The organism is Clostridia bacterium, assembly GCA_017620395.1.
Taxonomy (GTDB): Bacteria; Bacillota; Clostridia; order Oscillospirales; family RGIG8002; genus RGIG8002.
The window spans coordinates 62,768-78,514 of record JAFZQJ010000013.1 but is presented as its reverse complement, the minus strand read 5'-3'; the positions used below and the strand labels follow the sequence as shown (position 1 = coordinate 78,514).

The 15,747-nt window shown below is 58.5% G+C and carries 13 protein-coding genes; 6 read left to right on the top strand and 7 right to left on the bottom strand.

Going from position 1 to position 15,747, the window contains the following annotated elements:
- Positions 1-45 precede the first annotated feature (45 nt).
- From J5441_02410 to J5441_02380, 7 genes are all read right to left on the bottom strand, one after another.
- Entirely contained in the window at positions 46-1,431 is a 1,386-nt protein-coding gene (locus J5441_02410; GenBank protein MBO4934007.1) for a hypothetical protein, read from the bottom strand.
- A gap of 183 nt (positions 1,432-1,614) precedes the next feature.
- Complete coding sequence (locus tag J5441_02405) at positions 1,615-2,046, bottom strand: hypothetical protein (protein ID MBO4934006.1); 432 nt, start codon at positions 2,044-2,046, stop codon at positions 1,615-1,617.
- Positions 2,047-2,061: 15 nt separating this feature from the next.
- Positions 2,062-3,369, bottom strand: coding sequence for a phenylacetate--CoA ligase (locus J5441_02400; GenBank protein ID MBO4934005.1), 1,308 nt, complete (start codon positions 3,367-3,369; stop codon positions 2,062-2,064).
- A 31-nt stretch (positions 3,370-3,400) separates the two neighbouring features.
- The gene (locus J5441_02395; protein MBO4934004.1) at positions 3,401-4,960 is read right to left on the bottom strand and encodes a sodium:solute symporter; all 1,560 of its coding nucleotides are present in this window, start codon (positions 4,958-4,960) and stop codon (positions 3,401-3,403) included.
- 26 nt (positions 4,961-4,986) lie between these two features.
- Entirely contained in the window at positions 4,987-6,363 is a 1,377-nt protein-coding gene (locus J5441_02390; protein ID MBO4934003.1) for a TrpB-like pyridoxal phosphate-dependent enzyme, read from the bottom strand.
- Positions 6,364-6,918: 555 nt separating this feature from the next.
- A complete protein-coding gene (locus J5441_02385) occupies positions 6,919-8,328 on the bottom strand; it encodes an extracellular solute-binding protein (protein MBO4934002.1) in 1,410 nt (469 codons plus the stop codon).
- A 209-nt stretch (positions 8,329-8,537) separates the two neighbouring features.
- Positions 8,538-9,956: an extracellular solute-binding protein gene (locus J5441_02380; protein MBO4934001.1), complete on the bottom strand. Its 1,419-nt coding sequence runs from the start codon at positions 9,954-9,956 to the stop codon at positions 8,538-8,540.
- Between the two features lie 282 nt (positions 9,957-10,238).
- On the opposite strand from J5441_02380, the gene J5441_02375 reads away from it, so the two are divergent.
- The 6 genes from J5441_02375 to J5441_02350 all read left to right on the top strand — a co-directional run bounded on the left by J5441_02375 (position 10,239) and on the right by J5441_02350 (position 15,746).
- The gene (locus J5441_02375; protein MBO4934000.1) at positions 10,239-11,627 is read left to right on the top strand and encodes an MATE family efflux transporter; all 1,389 of its coding nucleotides are present in this window, start codon (positions 10,239-10,241) and stop codon (positions 11,625-11,627) included.
- Complete coding sequence (locus tag J5441_02370; protein ID MBO4933999.1) at positions 11,617-12,333, top strand: GNAT family N-acetyltransferase; 717 nt, start codon at positions 11,617-11,619, stop codon at positions 12,331-12,333. The genes J5441_02375 and J5441_02370 overlap by 11 nt, the downstream gene beginning before the upstream one ends.
- Complete coding sequence (locus J5441_02365; protein ID MBO4933998.1) at positions 12,330-13,139, top strand: F0F1 ATP synthase subunit A; 810 nt, start codon at positions 12,330-12,332, stop codon at positions 13,137-13,139. The genes J5441_02370 and J5441_02365 overlap by 4 nt, the downstream gene beginning before the upstream one ends.
- A 97-nt stretch (positions 13,140-13,236) precedes the next feature.
- Positions 13,237-13,533, top strand: a complete 297-nt coding sequence (locus tag J5441_02360) for an ATP synthase F0 subunit C (GenBank protein MBO4933997.1) — start codon at positions 13,237-13,239, stop codon at positions 13,531-13,533.
- Between the two features lie 12 nt (positions 13,534-13,545).
- Positions 13,546-14,034 (top strand): ATP synthase F0 subunit B, encoded by a 489-nt coding sequence (locus J5441_02355; GenBank protein MBO4933996.1) that lies wholly within the window; start codon positions 13,546-13,548, stop codon positions 14,032-14,034.
- Positions 14,031-15,746 (top strand): F0F1 ATP synthase subunit alpha, encoded by a 1,716-nt coding sequence (locus tag J5441_02350; GenBank protein MBO4933995.1) that lies wholly within the window; start codon positions 14,031-14,033, stop codon positions 15,744-15,746. Before J5441_02355 ends, J5441_02350 begins: the two co-directional genes overlap by 4 nt.
- Position 15,747 lies beyond the last annotated feature (1 nt).

Here is a 15,747-nt window from a genome sequence, read left to right as displayed (position 1 = left end):
AAAGGACGGGAGCGATCCCGTCCTTTTCTTTATATTGTTTTCGGTTTATCCCGCGTAGGGCGTTCCGTTGATGTAGAGGGTGTATCCGTTGAGGTTGAGATTCGCGGCGCTGCCTGTGAACGAGGTCACGTAGCTGTCCGCGGTGAGCGTCCAGACGCTCGCGCCGTCGAGCGTCACGGAGACGCTGCCGGTCTCGGTGGAGACGGTATCGCCCTTCGCGTTCGTGATGCTTCCGCCGATGAAGCCGGTAAAGACCGAGCCGTCGGAAAGAGTCAGCGTCAGCGAGGAGTTGTCGCCGACGAGCACCGCGCCGCCGAGCGTCTGCGCGGAGGCGTTCAGCACGGCGGTGTTGCTCCCGCCGCTCCAGCCGTCGTCGCATACGGAGATGAGCACGTTTTCGCCGTCCTCGTTGATTATCTCCACTCCGGAGAGGGTTATCACGCAGCTCGTGTTGGTGACGTGGAAGACGTGTCCGCTTCTGCTCGTCAGGCTGCCGCCCGTCATCGTGAAGGAGGACGTGCCGCTCGCCGCGTCGCCGCTCATCGACTGATAGATCATTATGCTGTCGTGGAAGGTCGCGTTGCCGTTGCATTCGGTGTTGTTCGCGGTCAGGTCGCAGTCGTTCAGGGTTATGGAATTCAGACCTTCTATGCAGACGCCTTCGGAAAGGTTGGAGATCAGCGTCGCGTTCGAGACCGTGATATCCGCGGTGGAGTATATCGCGGGGGAGCCGAGCCCGTTGGTGGTGTAGGTCCCGCCGTCGACGGTGACGGTCCCGCCGCCTCTGTCGCTGCGTATGGCGGCCGAGGAGCGCCCGCTCGTGGTGACGGTGAGGTCATACGCCTCGGTAACGCCGCCGCCGGTGGTCATTATGCCGCCGGAGCCGTCGCCGGTCGTGGTGATAACCGAATCCTTGATTATGACGGTCGTTCCGTCGCCGGAGGCGCCGTTCTGTCCGCCGTTGCCGCCGTAGGAGAAAACGCCGTTGGCGCCGTCGGCGTCGGAGGAGATTGTCGCGCCGGTGACGGTCGCCGTCGCGCCGTCCTTGACGAGCACGGCCGCGTTCTGCCCGTAGAAGTTGCAGTTGTCGCCTCCGTCGGAGTCGCCGGTCTTTGTGACCGTTGCGCCGCTGATCGTTACCGCGTCGGAGGTGCTTATCATCAGCGCGCTCTCATCCGCGGTCGAGGAGGCGTAGGTCTTGCCGCTTTCCGTCGCCGCGGAGGTAATTTCCGTCGCGGCGGAGTAGGTCACGGAGCTGCTTCCTCCGTGACCTCCGGGCCCGCCGCCGGGAGTGTCCGGAGGCGTTCCGCCGGGACCGCCGCGGCCGGAGGACGCGGTCGAAGCCGTTTCCGCCGTGTTCGCCGCGCTGCCGCAGGCCGCAAGCGCCGCGACGAGCAGTATCGAGAGAATAATCGCAAGTATCTTTTTCATATATATCGCTCCTTTCTTGATCTGACGTCTTGATTATATGCGTGAAGATTGAAATAAAATTGAAGCGCGTTTAATATTTCAAACGGCAGGCGAAAGATTTTTGCGCGAAAAAGAGGACGCACGTATGTGCGTCCTCTTTTATTGCGTTATTCCACTTGCCGTCGGGGATTTCAACGTTTCGCCTCAAAGCAGCGCTTTGAGTTCTGCGTCCGAGAGGGTGGCGAAGCCGCGCTCGTCGAGCAGTTTCTCCGCGGCGGCGGTGCTGTCGACGCGGAGCACGACGTAGGCGCTGTCGCTCTTCGTGCCGGTGAAGGCGTAGAGGTATTCGACGTTGATCTGCGCTTCCTCGAGCGCGTCGAGCACTCCGGAGAGCGCGCCCGCCTGGTCGTCCATGCGGACGGCGATGACCTCCGTCTCGGTGACGATGGCGTGCTCGCTGACGATGCGCTTCGTCTCGGCGGCGTCCGAAACGATGAGGCGAAGGATGCCGAAGTCCTTGGTGTCCGCGATGCTCATCGCGCGGATGTTGATGCCGGCGGCGGAAATCTTACGGACTGTTTCGGAGAGCTTGCCGGGTTTGTTTTCGAGGAAAACGGATAACTGTGTGATCGCCATGAGTCTCTCTCCTTTCTAATCGTGCAGCTTGCGCTTGTCGATGACTCTGACCGCCTTGCCCTCGCTTCTGGCGATGGACTTGGGCGGAACGAGGTGCATTTTCGCGCCGATGCCGAGCATCGCGCGCATCGCGCCTTCAAGGGATTTTTCTCTGTTCTGGATGTCCGCGATCTTGTCGGAGAACTGATCGGGATTCAGCTCGACGTAGACGTCGAGGGTGTCGTTGTTGCGCTCTCTGTCGACGACGATCTGGTAGTTCGGGTCGTAGCCCTCCTTGAGCAGAACGGTCTCGATCTGGCTCGGGAAGACGTTGACGCCGCGGATGATCATCATATCGTCGCTGCGTCCCATCGGCTTGCTCATTCTGACGTGAGTTCTGCCGCAGGAGCACTTCTCGCGTGAAAGCACGCATATGTCGCGGGTGCGGTAGCGGAGCAGCGGGAAGCCTTCCTTATCGAGCGAGGTGAAGACCAGCTCGCCCTTGGAGCCCTCGGGAAGCACTTCGCCGGTGTCGGGGTCGATTATCTCGGCGTAGAAGTGGTCCTCGTTGATGTGCATTCCGTGCTGTTCCTCGCATTCGAAGGCGACGCCGGGGCCGCTCGTTTCGGTCAGACCGTAGATGTCGTAGGCCTTGATGCCGAGGGATTCCTGGATGCTGCGGCGCATCTCCTCCGTCCACGGCTCCGCGCCGAATATGCCCGCCTTCAGCTTGTTGTCGGTGGGCTTGTAGCCCTTCTCCTTCAGCGTTTCGCCGATATAGGCGGCGTAGGAGGGGGTGCAGCAGAGGATGGTCGCGCCGAGATCCATCATGAACTGGATCTGTCTGTCGGTGTTTCCGGAGGACATCGGCAGCGTCAGGCAGCCGACCTTGTGCGAACCGCCGTTGAGTCCGGGTCCGCCGGTGAAGAGACCGTAGCCGTAGCATACCTGGCAGACGTCCTCGTTAGTGCCGCCGGCGGCGACGATGGCGCGTGCGCAGCACTCTTCCCAGAGGTCGATATCGTGCTGCGTGTAGAACGCCACGACGCGTCTGCCGGTCGTGCCGGAGGTGGACTGGATGCGGACGCAGTTCTTGATGTCGGTGCCGAGCAGTCCGTAGGGGTAGGCGTCGCGGAGGTCCGCTTTCGAGAGGAAGGGCAGCTTCTTGATATCGTCGATGCTCTTTATATCCTCCGGCTTGACGCCTTTTTTATCCATTAGATCGCGGTAATAGGGGACGTTTTCGTAAACGCGCTTCACCTGCTTGACGAGCTTCTCGTTCTGTATGCGGATTATCTCGTCCCGTGAGGCGGTTTCTATCTCCTTCTGATAATAGTTTGACATAGGTTTGCTCCCTTTATGTGTGTCATGTGCGTCAGCGTCCGAGGTTGTCGGTGATGCCGACGGTTTTGCTGTCATTGTAGCAGGCGAACTTGTCCTCGACGTCCGCGGGCGCGGAACGCTTCGTCAGCGCGCTGATGAGCGGTACTATGACCAGTCCGCCGACCATCGCGATAACGCCCGAGTAGAGCGAGTTTTTGAAAACGAAGCTCAGCACGGGGATCTCCGCGACGGAGAAAAGCCCGATGGAAATGAGGAACTGCACGACCTCCAGCCCGACGCCCCATACGAAGCAGGCGGCGACGGCGGCTTTAGTGGTCTTCTTGTAGTAGAGGCCGTAGAGGAAGGGCGCGAGGAACGCTCCTGCGAGCGCGCCCCAGGAAACGCCCATCATCTGCGCGATGAAAAGGCTCTTGCTGTTCGCCTGATAGATCGCGATAACCGCGGAGACCGCGATGAAGACGACTATGAAGATACGCATCATCGTCAGCTTCTTCTTCTCGGTCATTTCCTTCTTTCTCGCGGGGGCGATCAGGTCGAGCGTGATCGTCGAGGAGCTGGTCAGCACCAGCGAGGAGAGGGTGGACATCGACGCCGAAAGCACCAGCACTATCACGACTCCGATGAGTATCGCGGGCAGGTTGGAGAGCATCTTCGGGATTATCGCGTCGAAGCCCTCCGCCTTCACGTCGACGTCATAGAGCCGCGCGAAGCCGCCGAGGAAGTAGCAGCCGCCGGCGACGACTATCGCGAAGATGGTGGAAATGATGGTGCCCTTCTTGATGGAGTCCTCGTTCTTTATCGCGTAGAACTTGCCGACCATCTGGGGCAGTCCCCAGGTTCCGAGGGAGGTCAGCAGCACGACGAAGATAAGGAACACGGGGTCCGGTCCGAGGAAGGAAGCGAACTCCCAGCCGCCGTTGGGGCCGGTCGCGAGCTGCTTCGTCGCTTCCATGAAACCGCCGTTGCCGTTGAGCACGGCGACGATGACCGCGATGATGCCTCCGAGCATTATGATGCCCTGAATGAAATCGTTGAGGGCGGTCGCCATATATCCGCCGAGGATGACGTAGATTCCCGTAAGCACCGCCATAATTATGACGCAGACCGCATAGGGTATGCCGCCGAACGCCATATTGAACAGTCTCGAAAGGCCGTTATACAGCGACGCGGTGTACGGGATCAGAAACACGAAGGTGATCACCGAAGCGGCGATTTTCAGCTTCGGCGAGTTAAATCGCGAGCCGAAGAAGTCGGGCATCGTCTTGCTCGAGAGGTGCTGCGTCATGATGCGCGTGCGCCTGCCGAGTATGCTCCACGCGAGCAGCGAGCCGATGAACGCGTTTCCGAGACCGATCCACGTAGAAGCGAGTCCGAAGTTGTAGCCGAACTGCCCGGCGTAGCCGACGAAGATGACGGCGGAGAAGTAGGACGTTCCGAAGGCGAAGGCGCTGAGCCAGGGGCCGACGGAGCGCGAGCCGAGAACGAATCCGTTAACGTCGGACGCGTGTTTCTTCGATCTGACGCCGATGATTATCATCACCGCAAAAAAGACTATGATAAGCGCGAGCGTCAGGATGGATGTGGTACTCATTTTTTGTCATCCTTTCTGTTGGACGTTTATTTGTTGACAGGGGGGAGCTTATTGAGCGCGACCTGCAGCTCCTCGTCGGTGGGGACGTAATCCTCCATAAGTCCGTCGTGGAACTTCTGGTACGCGACCAGGTCGAAATAGCCGGTGCCGGTCAGGCCGAAGACGATGGTCTTCTCCTCGCCGGTCTCCTTGCACTTCAGCGCCTCGTCGATCGCTACGCGGATCGCGTGGGAGCTTTCGGGAGCGGGGAGGATGCCTTCTATGCGGGCGAACTGCTCCGCCGCTTCAAAGACCTTGACCTGCGGGACGGAAACGGCTTCCATCAGCCCGTCGTCGTAGAGCTGGGAGAGCACGGAGCTCATGCCGTGATAGCGGAGTCCGCCGGCGTGGTTCGGCGCGGGAATGAAGTCGCTGCCGAGGGTGTACATCTTCGCGAGCGGGCAGACCATGCCGGTGTCGCAGAAGTCGTAGGCGTACTTGCCGCGGGTGAGGCTCGGGCAGGACGCCGGCTCGACGGCGATGATGCGGCAGTCGAGCTTGCCGTTGATCTTGTCGCGCATGAAGGGGGCGATGAGTCCGCCGAGGTTGGAGCCGCCGCCCGCGCAGCCGATGACCATATCCGGTTTGATGCCGTATTTGTCGAGCGCCGCCTGCGCCTCGAGTCCGATAACGCTCTGGTGTAGCAGCACCTGATTGAGCACGCTGCCGAGCACGTAGCGGTAGCCGGGGGTGGAGGTCGCGACTTCGACGGCTTCGGAGATCGCGCAGCCGAGGCTTCCGGTGGTGCCGGGATGCTCGGCGAGTATCTTCTTGCCGATATTGGTGGTCATCGAAGGCGAAGGCGTTACGTCCGCGCCGTAGGTGCGCATGACCTCTCGGCGGAAGGGCTTCTGTTCATAGCTGACCTTGACCATATATACCTTGCAGTCGAGCTTGAAGTAGGAACACGCCATCGAGAGCGCCGTGCCCCACTGGCCGGCTCCCGTCTCGGTGGTGACGCCCTTCAGCCCCTGCTGCTTGGCGTAATACGCCTGCGCGATCGCGGAGTTGAGCTTGTGCGAGCCGCTGGTGTTGTTGCCCTCGAACTTATAATAGATCTTCGCGGGGGTGCCGAGCTCTTTTTCGAGGCAGTACGCTCTGACCAGCGGGGAGGGGCGGTACATCTTGTAGAAGTTGAGTATCTCTTCCGGAATGGGGAAGTATTCGGTGTCGTTGTCGAGCTCCTGCTTTATCAGCTCCTTGCAGAAGACCGGCTCGAGCTCCTCGGCCTTCATCGGCTCGAGGGTGCCGGGATTGAGCAGCGGAGCGGGCTTGTTCTTCATCGCGGAGCGGAGGTTATACCATGCCTTCGGCATCTCGTCTTCGGTAAGATAGATTTTATAAGGGATGTTGTTGGCTGCCATCGTCTTTACTTCCTTTCAATATAAGTATAGTGTTTTTTTTGATCGGTTTTTTCCCGCGGCCGCGGGAAATGGGATACGCTAAGCTTTATTCACGGCGCGCACGCGCCATCGCCAATAGAGTATTATCCGCATACGCGCCCAGCTCCTTTCGCTTCAAAATAAAAGATGCGGTACAGGTCAACCTGTGCCGCATCCGATAAACGAAAACTTCTCGCGTTTCCGAAAACCACTGCACCGCAAATCGACCTTACACTCCGGCGGCAAAGCCGTAGAACGTAAAGTTGAAATAGCGCCAGTACTTTGCGGAAACGTTACGCATGATTTTTCTCCCAAACGACCGAAGGCGTACTTTTTAATGAGGCGATTATACTACCTCGTAAAGCGTTTGTCAATAGAAAATTCAAAAAATCTTTTAATTTTTTAATGCTTTAACGCACAAAAGTAATTATCGGTATGAAAAAACGCTTTAACTTCCGCTGTGCCCGCCGCGGCGGTTCGCGGAGGCAAAAAACAACGGCTGTCCGGAGACAGCCGTTGTTTGAAATGTTTGCGTTATCAGCCGTTGAGGCTCGGGAGGGAGTCGATGACGAGGTTCTGCTTCGGATCGAGTTTTTCCTTGATCGTGTACCAGCTCTCGCCGTTCATCGCCATGGAGAAGTAATCGTCCAGCGGGACCAGGTCGATGCAGGTGTACTGGTTCTTGTAGTAACGCGGGGCGCGCATACGGATGAACTGATCGTAGGTCCAGCCGTTGATCTCGCACTGCGCGAGGGTGGAGGTCATATCGAGTTCCGGAGTCTGCTTGTAGAAGTTGAAGATCTCGATGAAGGCTCTCGCCTCGTTGACGTTCTTCGCGCCGACGGGGATCGCGTGACCTTCGATGTAGTAGTCCTGTCTCGGGCCGAGGCCGGTGGCGGTGTTATCGGGGACCGGCACGAAGTCGATCTTGCCGTTTGCGGCCATCGTTCTGTAAGGCTCGGACATGGTCAGCCAGTTGCCGTAGTAGAGCATCGCGAGCTTGCCGGAGGCGAAGTAGGCGTTGGCCTTGTTCAGGTCGCACCATACCTTCTCGACGGTGTTCATTCTGGTCGCGTAGCTCATCGCGTCCGCGAGCTTGGGATCGTCGGTGTTGCTGACGTACTTGCTGTCTCTGAAGACGGCGAGGTTGGTGTCGAACATCGCGAGGATGTCGCGGTACCAGCAGTGGTCGAAGCCGAAGCCGTAGATGCTGGTGTTACCGCCTTCCTTAATGGTGAGCTTGCGGCAGATGTTGTCGAAGTTGTCCTTCGTCCACTGTCCCTTGTTCCAGAGGGAGAGCGGGTCTTCAACGCCGTATTCCTCAAAGATGGTCTTGTTGAACCATACCATGTAGTTGGCGTTGACTTCGGGGGCGGCGAGGATCTTGCCGTTGAGGGTGACGTACTGCATATACTGCTCGAGGTCGCTCCAGTTGCGGCTCTTCCAGTCGAACTTATCGGTGACGTCGGACCAGACGTTCGCGAAGAGCAGGCTGGTCAGGTCGCCGATGCGGAGCTTGTAGACGTCGGGGGCGTTCTCCGCCAGAACCATCGCCTGAAGCTTCATTCCGCAGTCGCCGTAGTTATAGGTGAGGAACTTGATGTTCGGGCCGCCGTACTTTTCCATATAAGCGAGCATATGGACGGAGTCGGGGGTCTCGGCATTCCAATGGCTCAGGAAGGTGATGGTCTTGTCGCGCATATTGTATTTGGGCGTGACATACTTCTTGCCTTGCTCGTCGACAAAGTCCTGAACGGAACCGAGGTCTATCGACGTGGGGTCGATGCTGACGAAGCGGTTGCCGTTGGTATTTTCGCCGGGCTCATCGTTGGGACCTGCGCTGGAGGATTCGGAACCGCCTCCGCCGGTCGACTTACAGGCGGCCAGTGTGAACGCCATTGCGAGCACGAGCACGGCCGCGAGGATTCTTAACAGATTCTTCTTCATAGTATCATCTCCGATGCGTGTTTTCGCGGCTCCGGCCGCGGTATCGGGTTTTCCCTCGTCTATATTATACGGTATGTTTTCCAAAAGTGCAAGCATAATTGTCGATTTTTTTCAGATTTCGTAATTAGAACTTATTTCCATAAAAATTATATCATAATTATAAAAAGCGCCGGAACGGCGAATCGCTCCGGCGCTTGAAACAACAGGCGTCAATTGTTCAGACTGGGCAGGGAATCGAGCACGAGCTGCTGCTTCGGATCGTAGGAAGCGCGTATTTTATACCAGCTTTCGCCCTTCATCGCTTCCTCGAAGGCGGGATCCCAGTCGGTGAGGATTATCGCGGTGTAGGGGTTTTTGTAATATCGCGGCGCGCGCATACGGTAGAATTGCTCGAGCGTCAGTCCGTTCAGCTCGCAGTCGGCGAGCGTGGAGGTCATATCGAGCTCCGGCGTCTGCTTGTAGAAATTGAATATTTCGATAAACGCCCGCGCCTCGTCGACGTGTTTGGCGCCGACGGGGATCGCGTGTCCCTCGACGTAGTAATCCTGCCGCGGGCCGAGGCCGGTGGCGGTGTTTTCGGGCACGGGCACGAAGTCGATCTTGCCCTGCGCCGCCATCGAGCGGTAGGGATCGCTCATCGCGAGCCAGTTGCCGTAGTAGAGCATCGCGAGCTTGCCGGAGGCGAAGTATGCGTTCGCCTTGTTCATGGCGCACCACAGCTTCTCTGTATTGTTCATCTGCGAAATGTACGCGAAAGCGTCGGCGAGTTTGGAATCGTCGGTGTTGCTGACGTACTTGTTGCCGTCGAAGAGCGCGAAGTCCGTATCGTACATTCCGAGAATATCGTAAAACCAGCGGTGATCGAATCCGAAACCGTAAATCGTGGTATTGCCGCCTTCGCGGATGGTGAGTTTGCGGCATATCCTGTCAAAGTTATCCTTTGTCCACTGTCCCTTGTTCCAGAGTGAGAGCGGATCCTCGACGCCGTATTCCTCGAAAATCGTTTTGTTGAACCAAACCATATAATTGGCGTTGACCTCGGGCGCCGCCATGACTCTTCCGTTGAGGGTGCAGTATTTCATAAACGGTTTCAGGTCGCGCCAGTTGCGGTTGTTCCAGTCGAACTTGTCGGTGACGTCGGACCATACGCTCGCGAAAAGCAGCGTCGTCAGGTCGCCGATACGGAGCTTATAGACGTCGGGCGCGTTCTCCGCCAGCACCATCGCCTGAAGCTTCATTCCGCAGTCGCCGTAACTGTAGGTGAGGAACTTTATCTGCGGTCCGCCGTATTTGTCCATATAAGTTATCAAGTGGAGGCAGTCCTCGGGGTACCAGTGGCTCAGGAATGTCACGGTCCTGTCGCGGTAGTTGTAATTCGGCGTGACGTACGGCTCGCCGGATTTATCGACTATCGTCTCAACTTCGCCGAGGTCGATTGATGAAATATCCCTTATGTTGCTTCCCTGGCTGTAGGATTCGCTTTCGGATACAAATTCGTTATAAGTATCGCTTCTTGAGCTGCCCTCGTCGGCGTTATTGCCGGCGACCTTGCAGGAAGTCAGCGCGAAAACCGTTATTATCGCGGTTATCAGCGCGACCGCCCGGGCAATGCGTCTCTCTTTTTTCATAGAGATCATCTCCCGTCTCATTTTTGTGTTTCGGTTTAATTCGTTACGGTCGTATTCCTGCTCTATCACCCCCGTTTATTAATTAATTATAACACAATTATAACATAGCTGTCCGCGCGAAGTCAATAATTCATATCAAGGAATTTGCGGACTTAACGGACTTGTTCGGCGGGTTCGGGATAATGCCGACCGCGCAATGAAATAACTGTTGCAATATTTCTTGAAAGTGCTATAATGATAAAATCAGATAATATTTTTTCGACAGATACAGAGGCGGTACCGATGGACACACGGCGCGTTGCGCGGGGCGAAACTGATATGACTAAGGGGGGTATATACTCCCATATCATTCGCTTTGCACTGCCGATCTTCATCAGTATGGTCTTCCAGCAGCTTTACAATACCGCGGACAGCCTCATCGTCGGGCAGTTTCTCGGCACGGAGGCGCTCGCGGCGGTCGGTTCGGCCGGCTCGCTTATATTCCTCATGATAAGCTTTTTCGAGGGTATGTTCATGGGCGCGGGCGTGCTCATATCCCGCCGTTACGGCGAGGGCGACCTCGAAGGCGTTTCACGCGCGGCGCATACGAACGTCGCGATCGGGCTTATCAGCGGAGTCACGCTTACCGTAGTCGGCTTCTTCCTTACGCCCACGCTGCTGAGCTGGATGAACGTCGACCCGGAGGTCATGCCCCGCGCGGTGGAATACTTCAGCTATTTCTTCCTCGGTTCGCTCGGTATGGTAATGTATAACGTCTGCCGCGGGATGATGTCCGCCGTCGGCGACAGCCGCCATCCGCTCTACTACTTGATATTCTCGTCGCTGCTGAATATCGCGCTCGACCTGCTATTCGTCGGCGTTTTCCGCTGGAACGTATGGGCGGCGGCGGTCGCGACGGTCATTTCGCAGGTGCTCAGCGCGGCGCTCTGCTTCGCGCGGCTGATGCGCAGGGGAGGCGCGGTGAAGATATACCTCCGCCGCATACGCTTCCACGCCGAGTCGCTGAAAAAGATAATGAAATACGGCGTGCCGTCCGGTATCCAGAACTCGGTCATAGGGCTCGCGAACGTCATCGTGCAGTCTCAGATAAACACCTTCGGCAAGATGGCGATGGCGGCGTTCGGAGTTCACGCGCGGATAGAAGGCTTCGCCTTTATGCCGATAAACAGCAACTGCTTCGCAATAACGACCTTCGTCGGTCAGAACCTCGGTGCGGGTGAGCATGAGCGTGCGAAAAAGGGAGCGCGTTTCGGCATACTCTCGGCTGTGACGATGGCGGAGGTCGTGGGCGCGATATACTTCATCTTCGCGCCGACGCTGATCTCGGCGTTCGACACAACGGCTCAGGTCGTCGCCTTCGGCACGAAGCAGGCGCATATAGAAGCGCTCTTCTACTGTTTGCTCGCGCTTTCGCACGCGATTGCGTCCGTCTGCCGCGGCGCGGGCAAGGCCTTCGTGCCGATGACGGTGATGCTGTCGGTGTGGTGCGTCTTCCGCGTAATATACATCTATACGGTGATGCATTTCTTCGGCACGATAAACCTGATATACTGGGCGTACCCGATAACCTGGGCAATAAGCTCTGTCATCTACATAATATACTATTTGAAGTCTGACTGGGTACACGGCTTTGACAAAGAAAAGCTGCGGGAGGCCGCCTATGAAGTGTGAGGCGCTGATAAATAAAGACAAGGCGCTTTACGCCGATATGCTCGACGCGCTCGGCGGCGGCCGCGCACACGTGGTCTTCGATTCCGAAACCGCCGTGCTGGCGCGGTATAACGCTTTCGCGATGTATATGCTCGGCGCGGAGGACGAAGCCGCGGGCGAACGTCTGCTCGACGGCATTCCCGAGTCGGAATACGTCGTCATCCTGCGCGGCGAAGCGCTGATAGAATACGCGAAGGCGAAGGGCATGTGGGTATCCGACCCCTGCTTTCAGGTCTTCTACGAGGGTGCGCCGCTCGACGAAAGCGGTCCGATGGAGATACGCCGCCCGTCGCCGGAGGACTTCGACGCCGTCGCCGCGACATATTCGCTGATTCCGAGGGAGGAGCTGCGCAAGGACTTCGAGCGCGAGGACTTCTTCTGCGGATACCTCGACGGAAAGCTCGCCGCCTACGCCGGAGTGCATTCCGAGGGCTCGCTCGGCATGCTTTACGTTTTTGAAGAATACCGCGGCATGGGGCTTTCCAAGCAGATGTCGCGTTTCATGGTCAATAATCAACTCAGAAAGGGCAGACTGCCCTACGCGCAGGTCTTTTGCGACAACACAGCGTCGCTGGGACTGCAGCGCCGGAACGGGATGACCTTCTCGTCCGGCGTTATCGCGTGGGCGCGCACGTCGCCGCGGAAAAGAGATGATAGCGAAGAATGAGTAAAAAACAACGGAATATAAGCCTTGCGGTCTTTCTCGGGCTTGTCGCGCTGCTGCTCGCCGGCATCTTTCTGACGAAGGGAGCGCCGAAGACCGAGACCGTTACCGAAACGATGCGCGACGCGGTGCTTCACGAATCCGCGCGCATCAACCTTTTCGGCATAACGGTCAACCCGGCGCTGATCTCGGCGTTCTGCGTGACGGGAGTACTGCTCCTCGCGGCGCTGCTGCTGCGGATATTCGCGGTGCCGAGATTCAAGGACAGGCCCGGAAAGCTGCAGCTCCTGCTCGAGCAGGGAGTCGGACTTTTCGACGGGCTCGCGCACGAGAACGGCACGCGCAAGACGCGCTTTCTGAGCGCGTACATCTTCACCGCGGGGGCGTACATCTTCTTCGGAACGCTCTTCGAGCTGCTCGGCTTCCAGGCGGTGACGACCGCGGGCGCGCCGGTGTCGCTTCCGGCGCCTCTTGCGGACATCAACGGCGCGATCTCGCTCGGAGTGCTCTCCTATTCGGTGATACTCTTCGGCGGGCTCTTCGCCGCAGGGCCGAAGGGCGCGGGACGCGCCCTGAAGGACATTTCGCTGCCGATTTCCATGAGCTTCCGACTCTTCGGAGCGCTGCTCAGCGGAGCGATAGTCACCGAGCTGGTCTATTACTATTTCGCGACCAGCTTCGTAATCCCCGTGATCGTCGGCGTGCTGTTCACGCTGCTCCACGCGGTCATACAGGCGTACGTCCTGACGATGCTGACCTCGCATTTCTACGAGGAATCCACGGAAAAGAAACCCAAAAAGGCAAAATAAAAACGACTTTCACATAAAGGAGAAAACCGCTATGAAAAAGTTTATCAGAGTATTCGCAATCGTTCTTACGCTCTGCGCGCTGATCGCGTGCGTATCCATGCCGGCGCTCGCCGCTGAAGGCAACGAAGCCGCCGAAGCTGTCGAAATCGCCGCCGCTTCGCCGTCCGACTCTACCGCCGTCAAGGCGATAGCCGCCGCCGCGATAATCATCGCCGGCGCGGGAATAGGCGCGGTCAGTATGGCGATCGCGATCAAGAAGTCGGTCGACAGCACCGCGCGTCAGCCCGAAGCCGCCGGGGACATCCGTTCCTCGATGATGCTCGGTCTGGTCTTCATCGAAACCGCGATAATCTACGCGCTGATAGTCGCGATACTCGTCATCTTCGTAATGTAAGGGAGCGGAAAGATGGGTCTTCCCCTGAACATCGACCTGCAGCAGATACTGCTGCATATGCTGAATTTCGTGCTGCTGTTCGGCGGTCTGTATTTCATTCTTTACAAGCCCGTGAAGAAGTTTATGGACAGCCGCGCTTCGCGCTACGCCGAAAAGGAAGCCGAAACTGAGCGCAGACTCCGCGAAGCCGAGGAGGCGAAGGCGGAGTATGAGGAGAAACTGAAAAACGCCGAGGCGGAGATCGCCGAGATGAAGGCGGAGGCGTCGCGCGCCGCCGCCGACGAGGCGCGGGCGGAGCACAGCCGTGCGCTCGAAACCGCCGAGAGTATCCGCCGTTCCGCAGAGGCGGAGGCGGAAGCGGAGAGGCAGAGGCTCGTCCGTCAGGCGAACCGCGAGCTTTCCGAGCTTGCGGCGCAGGCTGCGCAGAAGGCTGTATTCGGCAGCGCCGAAGAGGCGTTCGACAGCTTCCTTGACAGCGCCGAGAGGAGCGACGGCGAATGAGAAAAAAGCTTAGCGCCGTCATATACTCCGAAAAAGCGCCGGACGAAGCGCGCCGCGCACGCTTTCTCAGCTTCGTCGAACGCAGATACGGCAGGAGCGCCGTCCTTGAATGGCGCTCGGCTCCCGAGCTGAAGAACGGCTTTCGCCTCGAGGTCGGCTCGGACGTCTACGACTGGACGACCGAGGGACGCCTCGCGCAGCTGAAGCGTGAAATATACGCCGCCGGCGAAGGCGGCTTTGACGTCGTGCCGCTGATGAAGGAAAGCATCGGCGCCTGGGAACCCCGCGTTATCGCGGACCAGGTCGGCAAGGTCGTCAGCGTAGGCGACGGCATCGCTGTCGTCAGCGGACTCGCCGAGGCGTTTTACGGCGAGATAGTTATTTTTGCCGACGGCAGCCGCGGGATGGTGCAGGATCTGCGCGAGAACACCCTCGGCTGCATACTTTTCGGAGGCGACGAGGGCGTCTGGGCGGGCAGCGAGGTGCGCCGCACCGGCAAGGTCGCGGGCGTTCCCTGCGGCGAAGGCTTCCTCGGCAGAGTCGTCGACGCGCTCGGCACGCCTATAGACGGCGAGGGCGCGATCGAGACGGAGGAATACCGTCCGGTCGAGCAGGCGGCGCCGGCGATAATCGACCGCCGCCCCGTGAACGTGCCGCTTGAAACGGGCATACTGGCGATAGACTCGATGCTTCCGATCGGCAGAGGACAGCGCGAGCTTATAATCGGCGACAGACAGACCGGCAAGACGTCGATCGCCGTCGATACCATAATCAATCAGAAGGACAAGGGCGTTATCTGCGTCTACGTCGCAATAGGGCAGAAGGCGAGCTCGGTAGCTTCCATCGTCCGCGCGCTGACGCTGGAGGACGCGATGAAATACACCGTCGTAGTCAGCGCGACGGCGGCGGATTCCGCGCCGCTGCAGTATATCGCGCCTTACGCCGGATGCACGCTGGCGGAGTATTTCGCCGCCTCCGGCAGAGACGTGCTGATAGTCTACGACGACCTGAGCAAGCACGCCGTCGCCTACCGTGCGCTGAGCCTGCTGCTCGGGCGCACCCCCGGCAGAGAAGCCTATCCCGGCGACGTTTTCTACCTGCATTCCAGACTTCTCGAACGCTCCGCGTGTCTGACGGAGGAGAAGGGCGGCGGCAGCATTACCGCTCTGCCCATAGTAGAGACGCAGGCGGGCGACGTTTCCGCTTATATCCCGACGAATATTATTTCGATAACCGACGGACAGATTTTCCTTGAGGGGGATATGTTCCACGCCGGTCAGCGCCCCGCCGTGAACGTGGGACTTTCCGTCTCCCGCGTCGGCGGCGACGCGCAGACGAAGGCGATGAAAAAGGCGGTCGGAACGCTCCGTCTCGACCTCGCGCAGTACCGCGAGATGGAGGTCTTCATGCAGTTTTCCGGCGACCTTGACGAGGCTACCCGCCGCAAGCTGAAGTACGGCGAGGGACTTATGTATATGCTCCGTCAGCCGAAGCAGGCTCCGATGAGTATGCACGCGCAGGTGATTTTTCTCGTCGCCGCGTTGAATCAATGCTTTGAGTTTTCCGCGCCTGAGGAGTTCCGTCCGCAGCTTGAGCGGCTCGTCGGGGTTTGCGAACGCGAACATCCCGCGCTCTGCGCGCGCATTGACGGAGGAGCTCTTACCGACGAAGACAAGGCGGAGATAATCGCCGCTGCGGCGAAGATGGGATAAC